Source organism: Micromonospora sp. NPDC085948 (assembly GCF_040686315.1).
Lineage (GTDB): Bacteria > Actinomycetota > Actinomycetes > Mycobacteriales > Micromonosporaceae > Micromonospora.
Genome location: NZ_JBFBJW010000001.1, coordinates 22,198 through 46,657, shown reverse-complemented (window position 1 = coordinate 46,657; position 24,460 = coordinate 22,198). Strand labels below are relative to the sequence as shown.

Below are 24,460 nucleotides of genomic sequence, written 5' to 3'. Positions count from 1 at the left end.
CGATTTTCATAAAGTCGAGTGGATCATGGGCTGGCGGGGCTCTCGGCGTACTCCTGGGGCGGGGTGATGTGGGCGAAGCGCGGCGTACCTGTCAGGATTGACGATGGCGTGCGCGTGGCCGGCTCCCGGCCGGCGGCGGCGGGCGGATCTCTCGGCCCGCGCCGCGCCGCCGATCAGCGACAGCAACCGACGGAGGTAGCCCGCACCGTGGCCCAGTACATCTACGTCCTGGAAAAGGCCCGCAAGGCGCACGGCGACAAGGTCGTGCTCGACAACGTGACGTTGAGCTTCCTGCCGGGAGCCAAGATCGGTGTCCTCGGTCCGAACGGCGCCGGTAAGTCCAGCCTCCTCAAGATCATGGCAGGACTGGACAAGCCGAGCAACGGCGAGGCCCGGCTCATGCCCGGCTACACCGTCGGCATGCTCGCCCAGGAGCCTCCACTCAACGACGCCAAGACCGTGCTCGGCAACGTCGAGGAGGCGGTTGCCGAGACCAAGGCCAAGCTGGAGCGATTCAACAAGATCGCCGAGCAGATGGCGACCGACTACTCCGACGAGCTGATGGAGGAGATGGGCAAGCTCCAGGAGGAGCTGGACCACCTCGACGCCTGGGACATCGACTCCAAGCTCGAACTGGCCATGGACGCCCTGCGCTGCCCGCCGCCGGACGCCGACGTGACCCAGCTCTCCGGTGGTGAGCGCCGCCGGGTCGCGCTCTGCAAGCTGCTGCTGGAGGCGCCCGACCTGCTGCTGCTCGACGAGCCCACCAACCACCTGGACGCGGAGAGCGTCTCCTGGCTGGAGCAGCACCTGGCCAAGTACGCCGGCACCGTCATGGCGATCACCCACGACCGGTACTTCCTCGACAACGTGGCCGGCTGGATCCTGGAGCTGGACCGTGGCCGGGCCATCGGCTACGAGGGCAACTACTCCACCTACCTGGAGAAGAAGGCCGCCCGGCTGGCCGTCGAGGGTCGCCGCGACGCCAAGATGAAGAAGCGCCTCACCGAGGAGCTGGAGTGGGTCCGCTCCAACGCCAAGGCCCGGCAGACCAAGTCCAAGGCCCGCCTGGACCGGTACGACGAGATGGCCAACGAGGCGGAGAAGACCCGCAAGCTGGACTTCGAGGAGATCCAGATCCCGCCGGGCCCGCGTCTGGGCAGCACGGTGATCGAGGCGGTCGACCTCAGCAAGGGCTTCGGCGACCGGCTGTTGATCGACAACCTGTCGTTCTCGCTGCCGCGCAACGGCATCGTCGGCATCATCGGCCCCAACGGCGTCGGCAAGACCACGCTGTTCAAGACCATCGTCGGGCTGGAGGAGCCGACCGGCGGCCAGGTCCGGGTCGGCCCCACCGTCTCGCTGTCGTACGTCGACCAGAACCGCGAGGGCCTCAACGGTGACAAGACCGTCTGGGAGGTCGTCTCCGACGGGCTGGACTACCTGATGGTGGGCAAGGTCGAGATGCCGTCGCGGGCGTACATCGCCGCGTTCGGCTTCAAGGGACCGGACCAGCAGAAGCCGACGAAGGTGCTCTCCGGCGGTGAGCGCAACCGGCTCAACCTGGCGCTGACCCTGAAGATCGGCGGCAACGTCATCCTGCTCGACGAGCCGACGAACGACCTGGACGTGGAGACGCTGTCCAGCCTGGAGAACGCGCTGTTGGAGTTCCCCGGCTGCGCCGTGGTCATCTCGCACGACCGGATGTTCCTGGACCGGGTGGCCACGCACATCCTGGCCTGGGAGGGCGACGACCAGGACCCGTCGCGGTGGTTCTGGTTCGAGGGCAACTTCGAGGCGTACGAGAAGAACAAGATCGACCGCCTCGGCGCGGAGGCTGCCCGGCCACACCGGGTGACCTACCGCAAGCTGACCCGCGACTGACCGGCCGAGAAGGTGTCTGACCGGTTCGTCTACCACTGCACGCTGCGCTGGTCCGACCTGGACGCGTACGGCCACATCAACAACTCGCGCTTCCTCACCCTGTACGAGGAGGCGCGGGTGGCGTTGATGTTCGCCGGCGGCCGGGCCTGGGGGGTTGGCTCGTTCGCCGACGGGGTGGTGATCCGTCGGCACGAGGTCGACTACCTGCGCCCGGTCGACTACTCGCTGGGTCGGGCCACCGCGGAGGCCGCGCCCACCGTCCGCATCGAGCTGTGGGTGGAGGAGATCCGGGCCTCCCGGTTCACCGTCGCCTACGAGCTGTACGACGGTGAGGTGCTGGCCAGCCGGGCGCGCTCGGTGCTGGTGCCGTTCGACCTGACCCGCCAGGTGCCCCGCCGGATCACCACCGAGGAGCGGGACTTCCTGCTCACCTACGCACCGCAGGGCGGCCTGGTGTGAACGGGTCGGGCACGGGCCGGGCGGCGGCCACCCCGACACACGGTGTGGCCGGGGTGGCCGACGCGGGTGCCTTCCTGGCCCGGCTGGTGCGGCTGGATCGGGCCGCGCCGGTCCGGTTGCGGCCGGCCGGTGTGCCCGGTCGGGTCGCCCTCTGGGCCCGTCTGCCGTGGCAGGTTCTGGTGGTCCGGACGGTGGCTGCTGAGCCGGCCGACGGCAGCGTCGAGGACGTCACGGTGGCTGGCGCGGAGCTGCTCGCCGAGCTGGAACGCGGTGGTACGTCCCGGCCGGTCCGCCGGGACGCGCAGTGGCGGTGGCCGCTGCCCCCGGCGCGCAGCCGGACGGTGGAGGCGCTGCCCGTCGCCGAGCTGCGGCGGATCGCGGACGCCGCGGCGGGCACGCTGCGCACGGCGAGCGAGCAGGGCGTGGCCGGCCGCGCGGTGGGCCAGCGGGCGCTGCGGGACGCGCTGCTCGACCACGTGGCGGTGCTGGTCACGCCGGACGGGCCGCCCGCCGCGCCGGTCGAGGTGTCGCAGCGCCTGGTGCAGGGGGTGGTCCGGATGGGCTTCCTCGGTGCCGCCGACGGTCCGGCCACGGGCCACGACGAGGCGGCCGTTCAGGTCCGGGTGGCGGGACGGTGGGTTGGTCTGGCGGGACCATACGGAGCGGCATGGTTGCAGACGGCCACGGATCTTGCGGTGAAACCCCTCGGTGCTCCTCCGAACGGATGACCCCTGCTCATTCTTCTGGGCCGGGGCGGTCGTTGGGGGGGTGCTTCAACTCGGCTGTCCGGGTACCGTCCATCCTCGGATCCAACGCACCGTAGGCGACTGGATCCGCTGGGGAGTGAGGTGCGCGAGCGATGCCGTGGTGGTCATGGCGCCCCGGTCCCGCCGACGGCGGCGATCCGGAAACCCGAAGCGGGATCACAGTGGAGAGCGCGGTCCGGGTCGGACCGCCCAATCCTCGCCAACCGGGAGACGACTGCCCGGCCAGCGAGCGGCCAGTGCTGACGGAGATGCTGGCCACCGTCGAGCCGGTGAGTCTGCGCCGCGTCTGCGACGCACTCGACCTGCTCGACGTGCGCTACCTGGCCGACGGCGACGGCAACCTGCTGGCCATGTGGGAGCGGCACGCCGTGCTGGTGACCCTCGAAGGGCCAGAGGACGAGATCCTGGTCATGCGGGCACGCCCGCACGCCACGGTCCCGCCGGACTGGGCCGACCGGGCCTATCGGGTGGTCAACGAGTGGAACCACACCCGTCGGTTCTGCAAGGCGTACATCGGCGACCCGACGGAGCGCGGGCAGCTGCCGATCTACGCCGAGCTTCAGGTGCCGCTCGGCGCTGGGACCCACGACGCGCTGCTGGTCGAGATGCTCGACTGCGGCGCGGCGGTCGCCACCAGCTTCGTGGACTGGCTCCACGACGAGGGCGCGCTGCTCTGACGCTGCCTCGGCCCGGCGGTCAGCCGCCGACGGCCGGGTCCTCCTCGGCGTTGACCATGAAGTACGCGGCCCGCTCCAGGTAGTCCCAGAGCGTGGTGGCGATCTCCGGTTCGAGGTCGAGCCGGTCCACGGCCCGGCGCATGTTCCGTAGCCAGGCGTCCCGTTCGGCCGCGCCGATCCGGAACGGCGCGTGCCGCATCCGCAGCCGCGGGTGACCACGCTGGGCGGAGTACGTGTTCGGTCCACCCCAGTACTGCATCAGGAACAGGGTCATCCGATCCGCGGCCGGCCCCAGGTCCCCCTCCGGGTACATGGGCCGCAGCAGCGGATCGTTGGCGATGCCGGCATAGAACTCGTCGACCAGCTTGCGGAAGGTGGGCTCGCCGCCGACCGCTTCGAAGAGGGTCGTCGAAGCACCGGGACGCTCGGATTCACCTGCGGGGTTCACCGTTCCATCCTGCCAGGTGCACCGAGTGCCGGACGGACCCGCGCACCGTGCGTCGGATCACGCCGGGCCGATGCCCCGCGTCCGGCCCGCTCCGGGTCCGGGCGGGCGGGACGGGTCAGGTGACCGCGTGCCGGCGGTGGCCGTCGCCGGCACGCGGCTCGGCAGGGCCGGCCGCCGTGTCGCCGGTGGCGGGGTCGTCCGGGTCGGGCGGCTCGGCGTTGGCCGCCGTGGCTGCCGTGATCGCGTCGCTGAACGCCTGCCGATCCGGCCAGCGCAGCGCGGCCACCGCCATCAGCACCACGCCGGCCGTGCTCCACAGCCCCACCACAAGGGGGATGTTGTCGAAGCGGTCCGCGATCAAACCGGTGACCAGCACGGCGAAGCCCTGGATGACCTGGACGCCGGTCGCCATCACTCCGAAGGCGCGGGCCCGGAAGCCGTTGGGCAGTGCCTGGACGAAGAGCCCGTTGGCCATCGGCAGCATGCCGGCGACCGCGAAACCGCAGAGAGCGGCGAGCAGAGCCACCGTCAGCGCGGGCGGATCGAACAACGTCGGCACCAACGCCAGTGGGGCGAGCACCGCGAGCGGCCGCATCAGCTTCAGCCGGCGTGCCGGCCCGAAGAGGCGGCTCACCAGCAACCCGCCGAGGATGAAACCGACCGGGCTGGCCACCATGATCACCGCTTGGGCCGTGCTCGCGTTCAGGTCGCCACCGCCCTCCTCGTTGGCCCAGCCGACGGCCAGCCCCTCGGGGAGGATCGAGAAGAGCATCGCGCTGAACACCAGCAGCGCGATCGCCCGCAGCACCGGTGTGCCGAACACGATGGTGAAGCCCTGGCGGGTCTCCTGTAGCAGGTGGCTGCGCTGCGCCGGGTTCGGCACCGCCGATCGGTCTCGCACGCCGAGGCGGACCAGCAGCGCCGAGGCGCCGAACGTGGCCGCGTTGAACAGCAACGCGACCTGCGGGTTGACCGAGGCCGCGGCGGCGGAGCCGATCACGTACCCGACGATCTGCGCCGCCTGGCCCACGCTGGCGTTCAGCGACAGCCCCAGCACCAGCCGGTCCCCGGCGAGCATCTGCGGCATCAGCGCGGACTTCGCCGCCTGGCTCGGTGGGTTGGCCAGCGTCGCGGCGAAGATGAGTACCAGCACCGCCTGGTACGGCAGTTGCGGGATGGCGATGAGCAGCATCAACGCCATCCGGATGAGGTCACACGCCACCATCACCCGCCGGTACGGGTACCGCTCCGCCAGTGCGGCGAGCACCGGACCACCGAGCAGCCAGGGCAGGAAACTGACCGCGAAGGCAGCCGCGGAGAGCCCTACCGAGTCGGTCTTCTGATAGACGAGCAGGGTGACGGCGGCCTTCGCTACGTAATCGCCGACCCAGGAGAGAGCGCTTGCCATGAACACGGCGCGGAACTCGTGCTGGGCGAACACTTCGCGAAAAGTGGCTGGGCCTTCCGCGGAAGGTCGCTCGTCGGGCACCGTCGCCTCCATCGGCCTCCGGGTCGGCCGCTCGTGGCAGCCCGGCCGGAGGCGCTCGTCAGATCACGGATCAGCGAGGTTGTGATCACGCTTTGGCGGGAACGCGTGCTCCGGATTCTGCCCGATCGTCTGACAACTATCTAGGTCGAACGGATCGTTCGTCGCTTCCCCGACTGAACGAACGGACGATACCTGAGGGGCCGGGCGGCTCGCGACCCCTGAATTCGAGGACAATGGCGGGTGGGTCAGGTGGCACCACCCTGGCCTGTTTCACCGTCGGGCAGTGGGCGGGGGGGGCAGCCCGGGAAAGATGCGGGCCGCCGCGATCTGCGCGGTGATGCCCGAGTTCTCCAGCGCCTCCGCCAGCCGCCGACGCAGCTCCCGGCCCACCGCGAACTGCCCGTCCGCTGTCGTCTTCACCACCGTCCGGATGACCGCACCGTCCACCGTCACCTGCTCGACACCCAACACCTCCGGCGCCTCGACGATCTCCGGTGACAGCTCCGGGTCCACCGCCACCGAGGCGGCCGCGGTCCGCAGGACGGCGGTGGCCTCCTCGGTGCTGTTGAACCCGATCGGCAGGTCCACCACCACGAGCGCCCAGCCCTGGCTCTTGTTGCCCACCCGGATGATCTCGCCGTTGCGGATGTACCAGAGCACGCCGCGACCGTCGCGCACAGTGGTCACCCGGAGCCCGACCGCCTCGACCACGCCCATCGCCTCGCCCAGGTCGACGTTGTCGCCCACGCCGTACTGATCCTCGATCAGCATGAACAGGCCGGCGATCAGGTCTTTGACCAGGCTCTGCGCGCCGAAGCCCAGCGCCACGCCGGCGATCCCCGCGCTGGCCAGCAGCGGCGCCAGGTCGAAGCTGAACTCACGCAGGATCATCAGCAGCGCGATGCCGAAGACGAACGCGGTGGTCAGGCTGCGCAACACCGAGCCGATCGCCTCGGCCCGCTGCCGTCGCCGCTCGGGTACGAACTCGGTCGGGTCGACCGCCGCGCTGGGCACCCGCTCGCGCAGCGGCCGCAGCATCGTCGGCACCGCGCCGTCGGTCGTCGTACGGACCAACCGGTTGATCGTGCGGTGCACCGCCCAGCGGGCCACCATCGCCAGCGCCAGGATCAGCAGCACCCGCAGCGGCTTGAGCAGGATCCAGTAACTGCCCTCGGCGAACCAGGCCGACCTGGTCAGCTCGTACAGGAATTGGCAGGAGGAACTGCCCTGGCAGTTCACCGACCCGGCGGTGGACAGGGCAAGGGGCATCACGCTTGCGGCACTCACCCTGTCTTCGTACCGCAAGGAGCCCGCGCGGCCACCGCCGACCCACCGGCCGGGTGACCTGCCGCCGAGGGCAGGGCCGGATCGGGGCGAACCGGCCATCGTGACAGGTGCGGGAGAGAGCTTCGTACCCGGCCCCGGATTAGTACGTGCAATCCGGGGTCCGATCAGGGACTATTGGCGCAACGGACGTCGGTGATCGGCCGGCGTCGACCGTGTGGGTGGTCATGCCCGGACCTCGGTCGACGGCGGTACGCAGCAGCCGCTGAACCGGGAGGGTGATCGCGATGCCTGACATACGACCCACGGTGGGCTCCGGCGCGTTGGTCCTCAACGCCACCTACGAGCCGCTGTGTGTCGTGTCGGTGCGCCGTGCCGCGATCCTCGTTCTCTCCGCCAAGGCCGTCTGCGTCGCCGACGGCGATGGCATCCTGCACAGCGCCCGCGACGCGCTCCCGGTGCCGTCCGTGGTCCGGCTGACCCGCTTCGTCCGCGTGCCGTACCGGACGCACGTCGGGTTGTCCCGGCGGGCGATCTTCGCCCGGGACGGGTGGCGGTGCGCCTACTGTCGGGGTCCGGCCGAGACCATCGACCATGTCTTTCCCCGCAGCCGGGGTGGCCGGCACGCCTGGGAGAACGTGGTCGCCGCGTGTGCCCGGTGCAACCACACCAAGGGCGACAAGACGCCGGCGGAGATGGGGTGGCGGTTGCATGCGCTGCCCGCGGCACCGAAGGGCACCGCCTGGCGGGTGCTCGGGCATCGCGCCCCCGACCCCCGCTGGGCCGACTGGCTGGACCTGCGGGAGCCGGAAGCCGCCGCCTGACTCCGAACGGTGCCGTCAGGCTCCGGGTTGCTGGTCCGCTGCCCGGCGCGCGGCTCGCTCGTTGCGGTCGACTGCTCGACCGTGCGCGACCGTCAACAGCCGGTCGATCTCGGGTAGCAGGTGCGGGCCGGGCATGACGATGCTGGCGAACCCGTGCAGCGCGTAGCCCGGGTGCGGTGTGAGGGTGTCCAGTCGGGCGAAGTCGAACTCGTCCCGGTGGTCCTCGAACGCCTTGGGCGGGAAGCCGAAGCGTCGCTCGAATTCGCTCCGGCCCAGGTCCAGGTTGAGGCGGAAGACACCGGGGCGGTCGAGCTGTCCGGCCTCGTCGAAGCCGGGCACGTCGTGCTCGACGACTGTGGCGAACGGCTGCCGGCGGTCCGGGCCGACGAAGAAGAACCGGTCACCCCAGGCCGCCTCGGGTGATCCGTTGTCCTCGCTCGCCACGACCTGCTCGACGCCGGGCAGCGCGACGATCCGATCGGCCAGCACGGCCGCGTTGACACCGGTCGGGATGTGCAGGACCGCGTCGGCGTGTTCGATGGTGGCCCGGTCCAGCGGGACGTACCGGTAGTCGTGCGTCCGCTGCTCGGCCGGCCCGATGTCGGCCGCCGGCACGTACCGGGGAATGTCGGTCTCCTGCTGGAGCCTGCCCTCGTAGGTCGACGCGGCCGGTGCCTCGATGCCGAGCGCCGGGCTCGCCCCCAGACTGCCGACGATCACCGCGTAGCGGTCGCCCAGCAGCGACGCGACGATCGCGCCGGCACCGGCCCACGACACCTCCGCGCCGGCAAGCGTCATCGTGCCCGCCTGACGCTGGAGGTGCGTGTTGTGCGCGAAGACGAGCGTGGGCCCGCGGTGGGCCTCGGCGGATCGGATCGCGAGCAGGTTCTCGGCCATCAGCGCGTCCCGCACCGCGGCCAGGCGGGCGAAGCGTTCCTCCTGCGCCAGTGGGGCGGCGGCCGCGGCGTGGTAGCGCAGCACCGCGACCGCGGACGTCGCCTGCACGAACGCCGCCGGCCAGCCCGCGGCCTTCCCGGGTGCCCGCAGGTACAACTCGGTCAGGAGGTCGTCGGCGAGCACCCGCAGTCTTTCGGCGTCGGTCGAGCGCCCCACCGACCGGCCCGGCTCCCAGATCGCGGCCGGGTCACTCCACCGCGCCTCGTCGCCGACCAGGTCGTCGATCTCGGCGGATCGGTCGAGGCCCAGGAAGTCACAGACCCGGATGAGGTGGCGTCGCGGGCTCGGTGCGTTCGCGAGTTCCAAGGGGGCGTCGAAGCCGTAGAACGTCAGGCGTTCGGCGACCGGGCGTCCCGCGTTCCACTCGCGCATCCGCAGCAGGAGGTCGCGGTTGGCCGGGGCGGTGCCGAACCCGTGGCTGAACCCTTCGGAGAGCGCCCGTTCGAGCGGCACGGCAGCGCCCTGCACGAACTCGTCGGCGATCAGCCCGGCCGCCCGGTCGCTCTCCACCGCGATCGACAGGTAGCCGTGCTCCGCCAGCGACAGGAAGGCGTCATTGCGGAGTTGGAGGAAGGCGGACTCGCCGTGCGTCGGCTCACCGAGCGCGAGCAGGTCCGGGGACACCGCGAGCAGGTCGAGAAGAGATGGCATTCCATAAACCGTATCGTTGAACCTGCGGTTGAGACTCAGGAGCGATGGAGCACGGGTGACACCCACAAAACCCTCAAACCCCGGAGTACGCCCGGTGGACCTCGCGCGCGCCCACGGTCTCTCCGCGCAGGCCGTGCGCAACTACGAACGAGACGGCGTCCTGCCGCCGGCCCAGCGCACGCCGAACGGCTACCGCCGGTTCACCGAGACGCACGCGAGGGCGTTGAGTGCCTACCTCGCGCTGATCGTGGGCCACGGCTACGCGGCCAGCGGCGAGATCATGCGGGCCGTCAACCGGGGTGAGGTCGACGAGGCGTTGCGCACCGTCGACGAGGGGCATGCCCTGCTCCAACGCGACCGGGAGACCCTGGACGCGGTCGAGTCGGCGGTGGCGGCTCTCACCGGAACGAGACCGCAACCGCGGAGCCAGACAGCCGTGCCGATCAGCGTGCTGGCCCATCGGCTCGGTCTACAGCCGGCCACGCTGCGCAAGTGGGAGCGGGCCGGAGTCCTGCGGCCGGTGCGCGATCCGGTGACCCACTACCGGGTCTACCTCCCGGACGACGTCCGCGACGCCGAGTTGGCGCACCTGTTGCGCCGTGGTGGATACCGGCTCGACCACATCGCCGCAGTGCTGGATCAGGTGCGCGGCGCGGGCGGCACCGAACCGCTCGCCGCGTCGCTGGGCCGGTGGCGCGAACGGCTCACCGAGCGCGGCCGGGCCATGCTCACCGGGGCCGCCCGGCTGGCCGACTACCTCGACGCTGGTCCAGCTACCTGTCGCCGTAGTGGTACCGACAGGCGATGATCTCGACGTCGCCCTTGCTGACCCGGTACACCAACCGATGTTCGCGGTCGATCCGGCGGGACCAGAAGCCGGACAGCTCGCCCCGGAGGGGCTCTGGCTTGCCGATACCCTCGTATTCGTTGCGCATCACGTCGGCGATGAGGTCATTGATGCGCTTGACCAACTTGCGGTCGGTGTGGCTGAGGTACTGGTTCCATGCCGTCGCGGTGAAGACCAGCCTCACGCGACGTCCCGGACGGTGCTCGGGTCGACCAGGTCGCGCTCGGCTGTGTCACCGGCCTCCAGTTCGGCGACCGAGCGGCGCAGGGCTGCGGCATTACTCGGGTTGCGCAGGAGATACTCGGTCTCCTTCATCGCCTCGTACTCTGCGAGCGGCACGATGACCACCGGGTCGTGGCCTGATCGGGTCACCACCACCTCCTCCGCATCGTTGATGACGCGGTCGAGTTCGGCGGCCAGGTTCTGTCGAAGCTGGGTGAAGTTCACGGTCCGCATGGTCACCTCCACGTAAGTACAGAAAACTGTACCTGAGACCGGTGAGGTGGCCACCGCCGAAACACTGGCTGCCACTTTCCATACGTGACGGGCAGGTTCGCGCAGCTGTAGAACATTTGGTTCTACACTGGGTCCATGGAGCGTATCGGGGTCCGGGAGCTGAACCAGAACACGAGTCAGGTGCTCGCTCGGGTGAGTGGCGGCGAGACGGTGGAGATCACCGATCGCGGGCATCCGATCGCCCGACTGATCCCGGTCGGTGACGACAGATCTGTGCTGGCCAAGCTGGTAGTGGCCGGACGGGCCGTCGCGCCAACCGGGAGCGGCCCTGTCCCGCTTCCGCCAAAGCTCGGCGCCGAGGACGTGGACGTGGCTGCCGCTCTCGCCGAGATGCGCGACGAGGAGCGCTGGTGATCTATCTCGACTCCGCCGCCGTCGTGAAGTTGGTTCGCCAGGAGGCGTGCAGCGCTGACCTCGTCTCCTGGCTCAACGCGCAGGGCGACGTCCCGCTGGTCTCCTCCGCTCTCGTCGAGGTTGAGGTGCCCAGGGCGTTGCGCCGGTCAGCACCGCAAGCGTTGATCGGAGTGCCGGTAGCTGTCGGACGGCTCTTTCGGCTGGAAATCGATGGCACTATCCGCGCCACCGCCGCCGCCTTTGCGGAGCCGACGCTACGCAGTCTCGACGCCATACACCTTGCCACGGCTCAGGTCCTGACGAACGAGTCCGGAACCGCGCTCATCGCATTCGTCAGCTACGACCGGCGGCTGCTCGACTGCGCCAAGGCCGCCGGGTTACCTGTGGCAAGCCCAGGCCAGAACTGACCGGTAAATTCGATCCGCCCGTCCTCAACGCGCCTTGACCAACGAGGCGAAGACCACCACGTTGTCCGAGTAGCCGGTCTCGCCGCCGACCCACTGGCCACCGCAGGTGATCAATCTGAGGCTCGGGTGGCTGAAATCGCCGTACACCTCGTCCACCGGCAGTTGGCCCTTGTCGAACTTCTCCACCGAGTTCACCTCGAAGACCGCCACCCTGCGGTCGGTGCGGGTGACCTCGATCTGGTCGCCGTCGCGCAGTTCACGGAGTTGGTGGAAGACCGCCGGCCCGCTCGTGGTGTCGACGTGCCCGACGATCACCGCCGGACCGTACTGGCCGGGGGTCGGCCCCTGGTCGTACCAGCCGGCCTCCTGGGCGCGGGCCGCGTCCGGCACCGCGATGGTGCCGTCCGAAGCGATGCCCACGTCGTGCACGGGCGCCCGCAGGTCGATCTTCTCGATGGCGAGGCTGGTCGGACGGCTGGCCGCCAGCACCGGGAACTTCTTCGGCGGCGGCCGGAATCCAGCGCTGAGCCGGTCCGGTAGCAGGCTCATCCCGGTCACCTGTTCGACGCCGAGCATCGCGACGATCAGCACCATCACCGCGGCGATGGCCAGCACCGGCAGCCCCGGTCCCGTACCGAAACGGGGCCGGAACGACCGCGATCCGGCCGGGCCGCGCGGCGGCAGCGGAGCGGCGGTCGGATCCGGGGTGGCGAGACTGGCCGACCCGGCCTGCCCGGCGACCCGACCCAACCGGCCGGAGGCGCGGGCCACCAGCCGGCCGGAGGCGCGCAGCAGCGGCCCGGCCTGGAAGCGGGCGCGGCGGTCCGGCCGCGCGCGCGCGGATCTGCGGGTCATGGGTCACCCGGCTCAGGAGCCGGCTCCGGTCCGACGTCGGCCGCCCGCCATCCCGAGCGCGACCGCGGTGGCGACAAGCGCCACGCCGCCGAGCACCAGCAACGAGCCGGTGCCGCGGCCGCCGGCTGTCCCGCCGCCACCGGTCGCCGGTCCCTTGCTGGGGGAGGCCATGTTCAGCACGGTGAGCGTGGTCGAGGCCGTCTGGCCGTTCTCGCAGCGCAGGTCGACCGGGTAGTCACCGGCCGGCTTGTCGCGGATGATGGTGGCCTGCGCGGTCAGGAAGCCCTTGTCCGGTTTGAGGGTCACGTGCCCGAACGCGTCGGAGTGCACGCTGGACTGGCGGTTGTTGTTGGCGTTGTCGCAGCCCGCCTTGATGTTGACCCGGCTACCGGCCTGGGCGCTGTTCGGCATGACCTCGACGAAGACGTTCTCGCCAGCACGCGCCGGTACGGCCGACATCAGGACGAACGCACCGACCAGCGCTACCAGTGTCAGTGCGGACGAGAGCGCGCGGTTGATCGTGCGGATTCCCTGCATGATTTCCCCCCAACCGGCGACGACCGCCGGAACCTCCGCCCCTCATTCCGCCTCCGCGCCGAAGGCGGCACTCCGGACGGAGGAAGGGCGTCCCCTGGGCACGGCGCTGCTTTCCCGCTGGCTCGGGGCCAAACCCGGGTCAGCCGCGGCGGGGGGAGGGGAGGGCGGTGATCGGTCGCCAGTCGAGCGGGGAGGAAAGCACCATCGTGCTCGACGGCTGGCCGTACGGGGCGAGCCGGTCGATGACCGCCTCGAAGTCGCCGATCGAGCCGGCGGCCACCTTGAGCATGCTGCACGCGTCACCGGTGATCCGGTGGATCTCCAGGATCTCCGGCCAGCCGGCCACCGCCGGGTCGTGCAGGATGCAGCGCGCGCCGTAGCAGGACATCCGGATCAGCGCGACCACGCTACGGCCGGCCCGGGTCAGGTCGACATGGGCGTGGTAGCCGGTGACGACCCCGGCCTCCTCCAGCCGGCGAACCCGCTCCGCGACGGCCGGTGGAGACAGGTGCACCCGCCGGGACAGCTCGCTGAAGGAGAGCCGCGCGTCGGCCTGCAACTCGCGCAGCAGCGCCCAGTCCATGTCGTCCACGCTCAGACCTTACTTTCGTGAACCGAATTCGCCTACTTGCCTTCGGTTCGTCAAGACAACGCGGCGAGAGCCGTTGATCCGGCATTCCGCAGGCCGATCCGACCGCGAGATCATGACGTCGACAGGTCCGGGGGAGGGAGACGACTGGTGGATCAGACGGAGCGGCGGGCGCCGAACCGCCCCGCCTCGGTGCGGCCGGTGACCCCGCGACAGCGGGCCGCCCGTGCCGCACGCAACGGCGGGGAGCCGACCCTGGAGTTCGCCGACCTGGTGCCCTACGACGCGTACGTGCGGGCCAGCGCCCTGCACCAGTTGCAGCAGCCCCTCAGCGACGACCCCGGCGAGATGTCCTTCCTGATGGTCAGCCAGATCATGGAGCTGTACTTCGGGCTGACCTGCCACGAGCTACGGGAGACCCAGCGCCTGCTGCGCGCCGACCGGGTCTGGGATGCGCTGGCCCCGCTGCGCCGCGCCACCCTGCACCTGGAGGGGCTCAACGCCGCCTGGCAGGGCCTGCGCTGGATGACGCCTGCCGACTTCAACAGGTTCCGCAACCTGCTCGGCGAGGGCTCCGGCTTCCAGTCGGCGATGTACCGCCACCTGGAATTTTTGCTCGGCCTGCGCGACCCGGCGCTGATCAGGCCCTTCCGTCGGCAGACCGAGGTGCACGGCGCCCTGAGCGCCGCGCTGACCACCCCGAGCCTCTGGGACGACGTGGTCGCGCTGCTCGCCCGGCGTGGCTTCGACCTCCCCGCCGACCTGCTCGACCGCGATGTGGCGGTGGAGCACGATCCGCAGTCGTCGGTCGAGGCGGCCTGGGTACGGATCTACGGCGACACCGGCCCGGACAACCATCTGCGCCTGCTCGGCGAGGCGCTCAGCGGCGTCGCCGAGGAGTTCGGCGACTGGCGCTGGAACCACGTCAAGGCGGTGCAGCGGACGATGGGCGCCAAGGTCGGCAGCGGCGGCTCCGCCGGTCTGGCGTGGTTGCAGCGCAGCATGTCCCGGGTGGTCTTCCCGGAGCTGTGGTCGGCCCGTACCGCGATGTGACCGGAGAGCGAGACATGCACACCCCTGAACAAGAAGCGCACCGCCTCGACGAGGCCGACCCGGGCCACCGGCACCTGTTCCACGTGCCGCCGGCCGACGGCGGCGACCACCCCGAGTCGGCGTACCTGGCCGGCAACTCGCTCGGCCTGCAACCCCGGGCCACCCGCGACGAACTGCTGGCCGATCTGGACGCCTGGGGCCGGCTCGGCGTGGAGGGGCACCTGGAGGCGGAGCGCGCCTGGCTGCCGTACCACGAGCTGTTGACCGCACCGGCCGCCCGACTGGTCGGCGGCCGGCCCGCGGAGACCGTGGTGATGAACTCGCTCACGGTCAACCTGCACCTGCTGATGGTGAGTTTCTACCGCCCGGCCGGCGCCCGCACCCGCATCGTCATCGAGGACGCCGCGTTCCCCTCGGACAGCTACGCGGTGCGCAGCCAGGCCCGCTTCCACGGCCTCGACCCGGACGACGCAGTGGTCCGGTTACGCCCGCGCCCCGGCGAGGACGCGCTGCGCACCGAGGACGTGACCGCCTACCTGGCCGCCGAGGGCGACCGGGTGGCGCTGGTGCTGCTCGGCGGCGTCAACTACCTGACCGGCGAGTTGTTGGACATCCCGGCGATCACGGCCGCCGGCCGGGCCGCCGGCGCGGTGGTCGGCTGGGACCTGGCCCACGCGGTCGGCAACGTGCCGCTGGCCCTGCACGACTGGGACGTCGACTTCGCGGCCTGGTGCTCCTACAAGTACCTGAACTCCGGCCCGGGTGCCCTGGCCGGCGTCTTCGTGCACGAGCGGCACCTCGGCGACGAGAGCCTGCCCCGCTTCGAGGGCTGGTGGAGCACCGCGGCGGCCACCCGGTTCGAGATGACCCCGGTGTCCCGGCCGCCGGCCACTGTGGAGGCCTGGCAGATCTCCAACCCGCCGATCTTCGCGATGGGTCCGGTGCGCACCTCGCTGGAGCTGTTCGACGCGGTCGGGATGACCGCGCTGCGCGCCCGCAGCCTTCGCCTCACCGGCTGGCTGGAGACCCTGCTGGACGAGGTCGTCGCCGACCGGCCGCTGCGCGTGATCACCCCGCGCGACCCGGCCCGGCGAGGTAGCCAACTCTCGGTCCGCATCGGCGCCGGCAGCGCCGCCGAGCTGACCAAACGCCTGCGGTACGAGCACGGCGTCATCGCCGACGCCCGGGAGCCGGACGTCGTCCGGTTCGCCCCGGTGCCGCTCTACTCGACGTACCACGACTGCTGGCGGGCCGCCGCCGCGCTGGCGGCGACGGTGGGGGAGGTCAACCCATGACCGCACGACGGGACGAGATCGCGGTCATCGGTGCCGGGCTGGCCGGCTGCCTGGCCGCCTGCTTCCTGGCCCGGCGCGGCTACCCGGTGGCTCTCTACGAGCGCCGCTCCGACCCGCGGGCCGGTACGGCCGAGCGCGGTCGCTCGATCAACCTGGCGCTCTCCGAGCGTGGGCTGGACGCGTTGCGCCGGATCGGGCTGGCCGAGCAGGTGCTGACCGACGCGCTGCCGATGCGCGGCCGGATGATCCACCCGGTCGAGGGTGAGCAGCAGTTCCAGTCGTACAGCGCGGCCGGGGACCGGGCGATCAACTCGATCAGCCGGGGTGCGCTGAACAACGCCCTGCTGGACGAGGCCGCCGCGCTGCCCGGGGTGCGGGTCGTCTTCGACCACCGGCTGGTCGCGCTCGACCCGATCGACGGAACCCTGAGCTTCGACACCCCGCAGGGCACGGTCGCCGCGAAGGCGTCGGTCGTGCTGGGCGCCGACGGCGCCGGCTCCGCGGTACGCGGGCAACTGCTCAGCCACGGGCTGCTGGACGAGAGCGTGGACTTCCTCGACTACGGCTACAAGGAGCTGACGATCCCGCCGCTGGGCGGGGACTTCGCGCTCGATCCGGACGCGCTGCACATCTGGCCGCGCGGCACCTCGATGATGATCGCGCTGCCCAACCCGGACCGCTCCTTCACCTGCACGCTGTTCTGGCCCAACGAGGGCGACGGGAGCTTCGCGGCGCTGGACAGTCCGGCGTCGATCGAGGAGCACTTCGCCACGCACTACCCGGATGTCATCCCGTTGGCGCCGAACCTCATCGACGACTACCAGCACAACCCGGTGGGCGTGCTCGGCACGGTCCGCTGCGCCCCGTGGCAGGTCTTCGGCAAGGTGGGACTGCTGGGTGACGCGGCGCACGCGATCGTGCCGTTCTACGGTCAGGGCGCCAACTGCGCGTTCGAGGACGTGGTCGAGTTGGACCGCTGCCTGGACGAGTGCGCCGACGACTGGTTGGCGGCGCTGCCGCTGTTCCAGCGACGCCGCCAGGAGAACGCCGAGGCCATCGCCACGATGGCGCTCACCAACTTCGTGGAGATGCGGGACCGGGTTGCCTCCCCGGTCTTCCAGCTCCGCCGCAGGATCGAGCACGCCCTGGAACGGGCCCTGCCCGGCCGGTACGTTTCCCAGTACGAGCTGGTGTCCTTCTCCACCACCCCGTACGCGGAGGTGCGCCGCCGGGTGCGCCGGCAGCATCGGGTGCTCGGCGCGGTCGTCGGCGGGGCCGCGTTGCTGCTGCTCGGCGCGACACTCGGTCGAGGGAGGCGCGGATGACCGCCAACTGGGATGCACGACTGATGGCCGGCCACCCGCCGGCCGGGCCGCAGCGGTTGCGTAACTTCGTCGGCGGCGAGTTCGTCGACGGCGGGTCGACGTTCGCCAAGGCCAGCCCGGTGACCGGGGAGCCGGTCTTCGAGGTGGACGAGGCGTCGCGGTCCACGGTGGACGACGCGGTGGCCGCCGCCCGCGCGGCGCTGCGCGGGCCGTGGGGTCGGATGGGCGAACGGGAACGCGCCGAGGTGCTGCGCCGGGTCGCCGACGAGTTGGAGCGCCGCTTCGACGATCTGGTCACCGCCGAGGTCGCCGACACCGGCAAGTCCATCGCCCAGGCCCGCACGCTGGACATTCCGCGCGGCGCGGCGAACTTCCGGGCGTTCGCGGAGATCGTGGCGACCGCGCCCACCGAGTCGTTCACCACGGTCACCCCGACCGGTGGCCGGGCGCTCAACTACGCGCTGCGCAAGCCGGTCGGCGTGGTCGCGGTCATCGTGCCGTGGAACCTGCCGCTGCTGCTGCTCACCTGGAAGGTCGCCCCGGCGCTGGCCTGTGGCAACGCCGTGGTGGTCAAGCCCAGCGAGGAGACGCCCGCCTCGGCGACGGTGCTCGCCGAGGTGATGGCCGCCGCGGGCGTACCGGCGGGGGTGTTCAACCTGGTGCACGGCTTCGGACCGGACTCGGCCGGCGAGTTCCTCACCCGGCATCCGGGCGTCGACGCCATCACCTTCACCGGCGAGTCGGCCACCGGCGGCGCGATCATGCGGGCCGCCGCCGACGGCGTGAAGGCGGTCAGCTTCGAGCTGGGCGGCAAGAACGCCGGCCTGGTCTTCGCGGACGCCGACCTGGACGCCGCAGTGGCCGGCTCGGTGCGGTCCAGCTTCACCAACGGCGGGCAGGTGTGCCTCTGCACCGAACGCATCTACGTGCAGCGCCCGGTCTTCGAGGAGTTCACCGCGCGGCTGGCGAAGCGGGCCGGCGAGCTGGCGTACGGGTGGCCGACCGACGAGGCCACCGCCACCATGCCGCTGATCTCCCACCAGCACCGGGCGAAGGTGCTCGGCGCGTACGAGCTGGCCCGCTCCGAGGGCGCCGAGGTGCTCACCGGTGGCGGTACGCCCACCTTCGGTGACGCCCGTGACGGCGGGTCGTACGTGCAACCGACGGTGCTCGCCGGCCTCGGCCCGGACGCCCGCACCAACCGGGAGGAGATCTTCGGGCCGGTGGTGCACGTCGCGCCGTTCGACACCGAGGACGAGGCGTATGCGCTCGCCAACGGCACCGAGTACGGCCTGGCGGCGACCGTGTGGACCCGGGACGTGGGCGTCGCGCACCGGGCCGGCGCCCGGCTGGACGCCGGCATCGTCTGGGTCAACACCTGGTTCCTGCGTGATCTGCGAACCCCGTTCGGCGGGGTGAAGGCCTCCGGCATCGGCCGGGAGGGTGGCGTGCACTCGTTGAACTTCTACTCCGAACTGACGAACGTCTGCGTGGACCTGTCGTGAGCCAAGGCGAGGGAGCGGGCATGGAAGCTGACATCGAGGCCGCCAACCGGGAGCTGGCCGAGGCGCGCAGCACCGGCAAGCCCTGCCCACCGCTGCGCGGGCGGCTGCTGCCGGAGGGCGACGTCGAGTCCGCGTACCGGGTGCAGCAGCTCCACACGCGGGCCTGGCAGGGCCGTGGCGAACGCCGGGTCGGCGCCAAGATCGGGCTGACCTCCCGGGCGGTGCAGGAGACCTTCGGGGTGTTCCAGCCGGACTTCGGCCTGCTGACCGACGCGATGGCGGTCGGCGACGGCGTCGAGGTGCCGATCGACCGGCTGCTCCAGCCCCGGGTCGAGGCGGAGATCGCGTTTGTGCTCGACAAGGATCTCGCCGACCCGCAGATCACCACCGTCGACCTGATCCGCGCGGTGGACCACGTGCTGCCGGCCATCGAGATCGTCGACTCGCGGATCGCCGGCTGGGACATCTCCATCGTGGACACCGTCGCGGACAACGCTTCCAGCGGGCTGTTCGTGCTCGGCACCACGCCCCGCCGACTCGCCGACGTCGACCTGCGGCTGTGCGGAATGGTGCTGGAACACGCCGGCGAGCCGGTCTCGGTCGGCGCCGGCGCGGCCTGCCTGGGCAACCCACTGCACGCCCTGCACTGGTTGGCCAGCACGCTCGCTCGCGCCGGTGACCCGCTGCGCGCCGGGGACGTGGTGCTCTCCGGGGCGCTCGGCCCCATGGTGCCGGTCACCCCGGGAGCCGCGTACGAGGCGCGGATCTCCGGGCTCGGCTCGGTGCGGACCTGTTTCAGCCGAGGGGAGTCAGCGTGAGCGTCGGTGTGGCGGTGCTCGGTTCCGGCAACATCGGCACCGACCTGATGATCAAGGTTCTCCGGCTGAGTGACAGCCTGCGGATGGTGGCGATGGCCGGCATCGACCCGGCCTCCGACGGGCTGGCGCGCGCCCGCCGGCTCGGCGTGGCCACCACCGCCGACGGTGTGGACGGGCTCGTGGCGATGCCCGAGTTCGCCGACGTCGAGCTGGTGTTCGACGCCACCTCGGCCGGCGCGCACCGACGCCACGACGAGGTGCTGCGCGCACACGGCCGCACCGTGGTGGACCTGACCCCGGCCGCGCTCGGCCCGTACGTGGTGCCGCCGGTCAACCTCGACGAGCACCTGCACGAGTCGAACGTCAACATGGTGACCTGCGGCGGGCAGGCGACAGTGCCGATCGTCGCCGCGGTGCGCCGGGTCACCCCGGTGGCGTACGGGGAGATCGTCGCCTCGATCGCGTCGAAGTCGGCCGGTCCGGGCACCCGGGCCAACATCGACGAGTTCACCGAGACCACGGCCCGGGCCATCGAGGTGGTGGGCGGGGCCGAGCGGGGCAAGGCGATCATCGTGCTGAACCCGGCGGACCCGCCGTTGCTGATGCGCGACACCGTCTACTGCCTCTGCCCGGACGCTGACGCCGACACCGCCGCCATCGCCGCCTCGGTCGCGGACATGGTGACGGCCGTGCAGGAGTACGTTCCCGGCTACCGGCTCAAGCAGGACGTGCAGTTCGACCGGGTGCGGGCGTACGTGCCGACGCTCGGGCGGCAGCTGACCGCGTTGCAGGTGTCGGTCTTCCTGGAGGTCTCCGGAGCCGGGCACTACCTACCGGCGTACGCCGGCAACCTGGACATCATGACCTCCGCCGCGCTGCGTACCGCGGAACGGCTGGTCGCCCTGCGATCGTCGGAGGTGGCCGCGCGATGACCGACCTGTACATCCAGGACGTGACGCTGCGCGACGGCATGCACGCCATCGCCCACCAGTACACCGTCGATCAGGTACGCACCATCGCCGCCGCGCTGGACGCCGCCGGGGTGGACGCCATCGAGGTGGCACACGGTGACGGGCTCGCCGGCTCCAGCGTCAACTACGGCCACGGCGCGGCCAGCGACGCCGAGTGGATCTCCGCGGCCGCCGAGGTGCTGACCACGGCGAAGCTGACCACCCTGCTGCTGCCGGGCATCGGCACGATCGCCGACCTGAAGGCCGCGAAGGCGCTCGGGGTGACAAGCGTCCGGATCGCCACCCACTGCACCGAGGCGGACATCTCCGCCCAGCACATCTCCTGGGCCCGGGAGAACGGCATGGACGTCGCCGGGTTCCTGATGATGTCGCACATGTTCGATGCGGCCGGGCTCGCCGGGCAGGCCAAGCTCATGGAGTCGTACGGGGCGCACTGCGTCTACGTCACCGACTCCGGCGGTCGGCTGCTGATGTCCGACGTGGCGCAACGCGTCGACGCGTACCGGCAGGTCCTGGCACCGGAGACGCAGATCGGCATCCACGCGCACCACAATCTCTCGCTCGGAGTGGCCAACAGCGTGCTCGCCGTCGAGCACGGCCGGGTCACCGGCTCCGGGCCGGCCGGCCCGGACGCGCCGCACGGCCGGACCGTCCGCGTCGACGCCTCCCTGGCCGGCATGGGCGCGGGTGCCGGCAACGCGCCGCTGGAGGTGTTCGTGGCGGTCGCCGAACTGCACGGCTGGAAGCACGGCTGCGACGTGTTCGCGCTGATGGACGCCGCCGACGACATCGTGCGCCCGCTCCAGGACCGGCCGGTCCAGGTGGACCGCGAGACGCTCTCCCTGGGGTACGCGGGGGTGTATTCCAGCTTCCTGCGGCACGCCGAACGGGCCTCCGCCAAGTACGGCGTGGACGTCCGCTCGATCCTGGTCGAGCTGGGCCGGCGTCGGATGGTCGGCGGCCAGGAGGACATGATCGTCGACGTCGCACTCGACCTGGCCGGCACGGAAGGTGGCGCAGCATGATCGGCGTAGACATCACGGGGATCGCCGAGAAGCTGGGCGTGGCAGCGGCCACGGCCACCGCGATCCCGCAGCTCGCCGCCGAGACCGGCCTCGACGTGGACACCGCGTACGGCGTGCAGGCCGCGCTGCTCCAACGCCGGCTGGACGCCGGTGAGCGGCTGGTCGGGCTGAAGATGGGGCTGACCAGCAGGGCGAAGATGGCTCAGGTCGGCGTGGACGAGGTGATCTGGGGACGGCTCACCAACGCGATGCGGGTGCCCGACGGCGGTGCCGTGGACCCGTCCGCGTACATCCATCCCCGGGTCGAGCCGGAGGTGGCGTTCCTGCTGGACCGGCTGCCCGAGCCGGGCGAGCCGGTCGGCGACTTCGCCACTGCCGTCCGCGCGGTCGCGCCGGCCATCGAGCTGATCGACTCCCGGTACGCGGACTTCCGCTTCGCACTCCCGGACGTGATCGCCGACAACACCTCGGCCGCCGCGTTCGTGATCGGGCCTTGGTCGCCGGTGCCGGCGGGTCTGGACAACCTGGGCGTGCTGCTGGAGATCGACGGGCGGGTGGCGCAGGTCGGTTCGACGGCGGCGATCCTCGGCGATCCGCGCCGGGCGCTCGACGAGGGCATCCGGCTTGCCGGCCGGCACGGTGTGCGGCTGGAGTCCGGGTGGGTGTTCCTGGCCGGTGCCGCGACCGCTGCCGTGCCGCTGCGTCCCGGCGCCCACGTCCGCGCCGTCGTGGAGAAGCTCGGCACGGCGTCTTTGCGGGTGTCCTCGTGAGTGCGGCCGTGGGGGTTCCGGGCAGCCCGACCGGCTCCGGGCGGTCAGGCTTGATCCCTGCGCCGGTCGGGCTGCCCGGAACCCCTGACCTGGTTGGGGTCCGCGCGGCGGTGCCTGGGGGTGGGTGGTCATGAGCGGCGTCGCGCGGGTGGTGGCCGGAAAGGCTGTGCCGCGGGGGGCTTTTCCGCACGTCAAGGTGGCGGGTGGGTTCGTCTTCGTCTCCGGTACGTCGTCGCGACGGCCGGACAACAGCTTCGCCGGTGTGTCGGTGGACGAGTTCGGCACGACCAACCTCGACATCCGGGTGCAGACCCGGGCCGTCATCGAGAACGTGCGGGACCTGCTGCGCTCGGTCGGCGCGGACCTCACCGACCTCGTCCAGGTGACGTCGTACCTGGTCAACATGAACGACTTCGGTGGCTACAACGAGGTGTGGGCGGAGTTCTTCGACGCGTCCGGGCCGACCCGCACCACGGTGGCCGTGCACCAGTTGCCCCACCCGCACCTGCTCATCGAGATCCAGGCCGTGGCCCTTCTTCCCTCGGGAGGTCAGTCGTGAGTGAGATCGCCGAACCGTTCAGCTTTCCCGGGTGGATCGCTGACAACCAGCACCTGCTGAAGCCGCCGGTGGGCAACAAGGAGATGTTCCCCGGCGGGGACGACTTCATCGTGATGGTGGTGGGCGGGCCCAACCAGCGCACCGACTTCCACGTGGACCCGTACGAGGAGTTCTTCTACCAGGTCAAGGGCAACATGCACATCAACCTGATGACCCCGCAGGGGCCGCGTACGGTGCACGTGCGCGAGGGTCAGATGTGGATGCTGCCGCGCAACACCCCGCACTCGCCGCAGCGCCCGGAGGCCGGCTCGATCGGCATGGTCGTCGAGCGGGTCCGCGAGGAGGGCACCCTGGAGACCTTCCAGTGGTACTGCCCGGAGTGCGGAAACAAGGTGCACGAGGTGGAGTTGCAGGTCCGCGACATCGCCGCCGATCTGCCGCCGGTGTTCCAGGCGTTCTACGCCGACGAGCAGGCCCGCACCTGCGCCAACTGCGGCACCCTGCACCCGGGCAAGGGCTGATGCCCGCAGGCGTCGTCGACGTGCACACGCACGTCGTACCGAAGGGTTGGCCGGACCTCGGCGCGGCGTGCGGCGGGTCCGATTGGCCCTGGTTGCGGGTCGACTCCGAACGCGCTGCCATGGTCATGGTGGGCGAGACGGAGTTTCGCCCGGTCGGCGCCGAGTGCTGGGACGCGGCACGCCGACTGGCCGACATGGACGCCGACGGCGTGGCCGTGCAGGTGGTCTCGCCGACGCCGGTCTTCTTCAGCTACGACCGTCCGGCCGACCAGGCGGTGAAGGTCGCCCGGATCTTCAACGACCTGACCCTGGAGGTCACCGCGGCCGGAGGCGACCGACTGGTGCCGTTCTGCCAGGTGCCGCTCCAGGACCCGGACGCCGCCTGCGCCGAGTTGGACCGCAGCCTCGCCGCCGGGCACGTGGGCGTGGAGATCGGCAACCACGTCGGCGACCGGGACCTGGACGACGCGGGGGTGGTCACCTTCCTGCAACACTGCGCCGAGGTGGGCGCGCCCGTCTTCGTCCACCCGTGGGACATGCCGGGCGGTCCCCGCCTGGACCGCTGGATGGCCCGCTGGCTCACCGGGATGCCCGCCGAGACGCACCTGTCCGTGCTGGCGATGATCCTGGGCGGTGTCTTCGACCGGGTACCGGAGACGTTGCGGATCTGCTTCGCGCACGGTGGTGGCAGCTTCCCGTTCTGGCTCGGCCGCGCCGACAACGCCTGGCACCGCCGGGGCGACCTCGTCCGTGGCGCGTCCGCCGCGCCGCCCAGCAGCTACGTCGACCGGTTCAGCGTCGACTCGGTGGTCTTCGCGCCGCCCGCCCTGCGGCTGCTTGTCGACACGATGGGGGAGGACCGGGTGCTGGTCGGCAGCGACTACCCGTACCCGTTGGGCGAACGCCCGGCCGGCGCGGTGGTCCACGCGGCCGACTTCCTCACCGACGACCAACGCGACAAACTCCTCGGCGGCAACGCGCTGCGCTTCCTGCACGGCTGAACGTCTCTGGCACCGACGGCCCGAGCGGGAGGGACGCCGACGCCGTGTCGGAGCGTCATCGCTGGTCCGAGC

General features: G+C 71.2%; 28 protein-coding genes. 19 read left to right on the top strand and 9 right to left on the bottom strand.

All coding sequences use genetic code 11. From position 1 onward, the window contains the following. Nucleotides 1–207: 207 nt before the first annotated feature. The 4 genes from ettA to AB0O48_RS00255 all read left to right on the top strand — a co-directional run bounded on the left by ettA (nt 208) and on the right by AB0O48_RS00255 (nt 3,787). Complete coding sequence (ettA, locus tag AB0O48_RS00270; protein ID WP_357254771.1) at nt 208–1,884, top strand: energy-dependent translational throttle protein EttA; 1,677 nt, start codon at nt 208–210, stop codon at nt 1,882–1,884. Nucleotides 1,885–1,896: 12 nt separating this feature from the next. Next, entirely contained in the window at nt 1,897–2,343 is a 447-nt protein-coding gene (locus tag AB0O48_RS00265) for a thioesterase family protein (protein ID WP_357254626.1), read from the top strand. Further along, the gene (locus AB0O48_RS00260) at nt 2,340–3,071 is read left to right on the top strand and encodes a hypothetical protein (RefSeq protein ID WP_357254624.1); all 732 of its coding nucleotides are present in this window, start codon (nt 2,340–2,342) and stop codon (nt 3,069–3,071) included. The genes AB0O48_RS00265 and AB0O48_RS00260 overlap by 4 nt, the downstream gene beginning before the upstream one ends. A gap of 131 nt (nt 3,072–3,202) precedes the next feature. Continuing rightward, nucleotides 3,203–3,787 (top strand): YbjN domain-containing protein, encoded by a 585-nt coding sequence (locus AB0O48_RS00255; protein ID WP_357254622.1) that lies wholly within the window; start codon nt 3,203–3,205, stop codon nt 3,785–3,787. Nucleotides 3,788–3,806: 19 nt separating this feature from the next. On the opposite strand, the gene AB0O48_RS00250 is transcribed toward AB0O48_RS00255, so the two are convergent. The 3 genes from AB0O48_RS00250 to AB0O48_RS00240 form a co-directional block, all read right to left on the bottom strand. After that, nucleotides 3,807–4,235, bottom strand: coding sequence for a globin (locus tag AB0O48_RS00250; RefSeq protein WP_357254620.1), 429 nt, complete (start codon nt 4,233–4,235; stop codon nt 3,807–3,809). Between the two features lie 115 nt (nt 4,236–4,350). Further along, on the bottom strand, nt 4,351–5,736 hold the full coding sequence (locus tag AB0O48_RS00245) for an MFS transporter (protein ID WP_357571758.1): 1,386 nt from the start codon (nt 5,734–5,736) through the stop codon (nt 4,351–4,353). A 258-nt stretch (nt 5,737–5,994) separates the two neighbouring features. Further along, a complete protein-coding gene (locus AB0O48_RS00240) occupies nt 5,995–6,993 on the bottom strand; it encodes a mechanosensitive ion channel family protein (protein WP_365063207.1) in 999 nt (332 codons plus the stop codon). 302 nt (nt 6,994–7,295) lie between these two features. Here AB0O48_RS00240 and AB0O48_RS00235 point away from each other — a divergent pair, with 302 nt between their 5' ends. Next, a complete protein-coding gene (locus tag AB0O48_RS00235; protein ID WP_030333470.1) occupies nt 7,296–7,832 on the top strand; it encodes an HNH endonuclease in 537 nt (178 codons plus the stop codon). Between the two features lie 15 nt (nt 7,833–7,847). Here the strand turns inward: AB0O48_RS00235 and AB0O48_RS00230 are convergent, their stop codons facing one another. Then, nucleotides 7,848–9,440, bottom strand: coding sequence for a DUF6194 family protein (locus AB0O48_RS00230; protein ID WP_357254616.1), 1,593 nt, complete (start codon nt 9,438–9,440; stop codon nt 7,848–7,850). 94 nt (nt 9,441–9,534) lie between these two features. On the opposite strand from AB0O48_RS00230, the gene AB0O48_RS00225 reads away from it, so the two are divergent. Continuing rightward, complete coding sequence (locus AB0O48_RS00225; protein ID WP_357254614.1) at nt 9,535–10,248, top strand: TioE family transcriptional regulator; 714 nt, start codon at nt 9,535–9,537, stop codon at nt 10,246–10,248. Here the strand turns inward: AB0O48_RS00225 and AB0O48_RS00220 are convergent. Then, nucleotides 10,214–10,471 (bottom strand): Txe/YoeB family addiction module toxin, encoded by a 258-nt coding sequence (locus tag AB0O48_RS00220; RefSeq protein WP_357254612.1) that lies wholly within the window; start codon nt 10,469–10,471, stop codon nt 10,214–10,216. The genes AB0O48_RS00225 and AB0O48_RS00220 overlap by 35 nt on opposite strands. Further along, entirely contained in the window at nt 10,468–10,743 is a 276-nt protein-coding gene (locus tag AB0O48_RS00215; RefSeq protein ID WP_357254610.1) for a type II toxin-antitoxin system prevent-host-death family antitoxin, read from the bottom strand. The genes AB0O48_RS00220 and AB0O48_RS00215 overlap by 4 nt, the downstream gene beginning before the upstream one ends. Before the next feature lie 135 nt (nt 10,744–10,878). Here AB0O48_RS00215 and AB0O48_RS00210 point away from each other — a divergent pair, with 135 nt between their 5' ends. After that, on the top strand, nt 10,879–11,157 hold the full coding sequence (locus AB0O48_RS00210) for a type II toxin-antitoxin system prevent-host-death family antitoxin (protein WP_357254608.1): 279 nt from the start codon (nt 10,879–10,881) through the stop codon (nt 11,155–11,157). After that, the gene (locus tag AB0O48_RS00205) at nt 11,154–11,564 is read left to right on the top strand and encodes a type II toxin-antitoxin system VapC family toxin (RefSeq protein ID WP_357254606.1); all 411 of its coding nucleotides are present in this window, start codon (nt 11,154–11,156) and stop codon (nt 11,562–11,564) included. The genes AB0O48_RS00210 and AB0O48_RS00205 overlap by 4 nt, the downstream gene beginning before the upstream one ends. 24 nt (nt 11,565–11,588) lie before the next feature. Here AB0O48_RS00205 and AB0O48_RS00200 read toward each other — a convergent pair whose 3' ends face one another. From AB0O48_RS00200 to AB0O48_RS00190, 3 genes are all read right to left on the bottom strand, one after another. After that, complete coding sequence (locus AB0O48_RS00200) at nt 11,589–12,356, bottom strand: class F sortase (RefSeq protein WP_365063205.1); 768 nt, start codon at nt 12,354–12,356, stop codon at nt 11,589–11,591. A 75-nt stretch (nt 12,357–12,431) separates the two neighbouring features. Further along, nucleotides 12,432–12,956, bottom strand: a complete 525-nt coding sequence (locus AB0O48_RS00195) for a hypothetical protein (RefSeq protein ID WP_357254604.1) — start codon at nt 12,954–12,956, stop codon at nt 12,432–12,434. 139 nt (nt 12,957–13,095) lie between these two features. Next, a complete protein-coding gene (locus AB0O48_RS00190) occupies nt 13,096–13,548 on the bottom strand; it encodes an Lrp/AsnC family transcriptional regulator (protein WP_357254602.1) in 453 nt (150 codons plus the stop codon). A 147-nt stretch (nt 13,549–13,695) separates the two neighbouring features. Between AB0O48_RS00190 and AB0O48_RS00185 the strand changes: the two genes are divergently transcribed. The 11 genes from AB0O48_RS00185 (at nt 13,696) to AB0O48_RS00135 (ending at nt 24,388) form a co-directional block, all read left to right on the top strand. Next, nucleotides 13,696–14,598: a tryptophan 2,3-dioxygenase family protein gene (locus AB0O48_RS00185; RefSeq protein WP_357254600.1), complete on the top strand. Its 903-nt coding sequence runs from the start codon at nt 13,696–13,698 to the stop codon at nt 14,596–14,598. A 14-nt stretch (nt 14,599–14,612) separates the two neighbouring features. Next, nucleotides 14,613–15,893, top strand: a complete 1,281-nt coding sequence (gene kynU / locus AB0O48_RS00180) for a kynureninase (protein ID WP_357254598.1) — start codon at nt 14,613–14,615, stop codon at nt 15,891–15,893. Beyond that, nucleotides 15,890–17,218, top strand: a complete 1,329-nt coding sequence (locus AB0O48_RS00175) for an NAD(P)/FAD-dependent oxidoreductase (RefSeq protein WP_357254596.1) — start codon at nt 15,890–15,892, stop codon at nt 17,216–17,218. The genes kynU and AB0O48_RS00175 overlap by 4 nt, the downstream gene beginning before the upstream one ends. 23 nt (nt 17,219–17,241) lie before the next feature. Further along, complete coding sequence (locus AB0O48_RS00170) at nt 17,242–18,723, top strand: 2-hydroxymuconic semialdehyde dehydrogenase (protein WP_357254765.1); 1,482 nt, start codon at nt 17,242–17,244, stop codon at nt 18,721–18,723. Between the two features lie 20 nt (nt 18,724–18,743). Then, on the top strand, nt 18,744–19,541 hold the full coding sequence (locus tag AB0O48_RS00165) for a fumarylacetoacetate hydrolase family protein (RefSeq protein ID WP_357254594.1): 798 nt from the start codon (nt 18,744–18,746) through the stop codon (nt 19,539–19,541). Then, nucleotides 19,538–20,473, top strand: coding sequence for an acetaldehyde dehydrogenase (acetylating) (locus AB0O48_RS00160; RefSeq protein WP_357254592.1), 936 nt, complete (start codon nt 19,538–19,540; stop codon nt 20,471–20,473). The genes AB0O48_RS00165 and AB0O48_RS00160 overlap by 4 nt, the downstream gene beginning before the upstream one ends. Beyond that, complete coding sequence (gene dmpG / locus AB0O48_RS00155) at nt 20,470–21,537, top strand: 4-hydroxy-2-oxovalerate aldolase (RefSeq protein WP_357254590.1); 1,068 nt, start codon at nt 20,470–20,472, stop codon at nt 21,535–21,537. The genes AB0O48_RS00160 and dmpG overlap by 4 nt, the downstream gene beginning before the upstream one ends. Beyond that, nucleotides 21,534–22,307, top strand: a complete 774-nt coding sequence (locus AB0O48_RS00150) for a fumarylacetoacetate hydrolase family protein (protein ID WP_357571756.1) — start codon at nt 21,534–21,536, stop codon at nt 22,305–22,307. Before dmpG ends, AB0O48_RS00150 begins: the two co-directional genes overlap by 4 nt. Before the next feature lie 130 nt (nt 22,308–22,437). Next, nucleotides 22,438–22,866: a RidA family protein gene (locus AB0O48_RS00145; RefSeq protein WP_357254587.1), complete on the top strand. Its 429-nt coding sequence runs from the start codon at nt 22,438–22,440 to the stop codon at nt 22,864–22,866. Continuing rightward, the gene (locus AB0O48_RS00140; RefSeq protein ID WP_357254586.1) at nt 22,863–23,387 is read left to right on the top strand and encodes a 3-hydroxyanthranilate 3,4-dioxygenase; all 525 of its coding nucleotides are present in this window, start codon (nt 22,863–22,865) and stop codon (nt 23,385–23,387) included. Before AB0O48_RS00145 ends, AB0O48_RS00140 begins: the two co-directional genes overlap by 4 nt. Beyond that, a complete protein-coding gene (locus AB0O48_RS00135; RefSeq protein WP_357254584.1) occupies nt 23,387–24,388 on the top strand; it encodes an amidohydrolase family protein in 1,002 nt (333 codons plus the stop codon). Before AB0O48_RS00140 ends, AB0O48_RS00135 begins: the two co-directional genes overlap by 1 nt. The last annotated feature ends 72 nt before the right edge of the window (nt 24,389–24,460 follow it).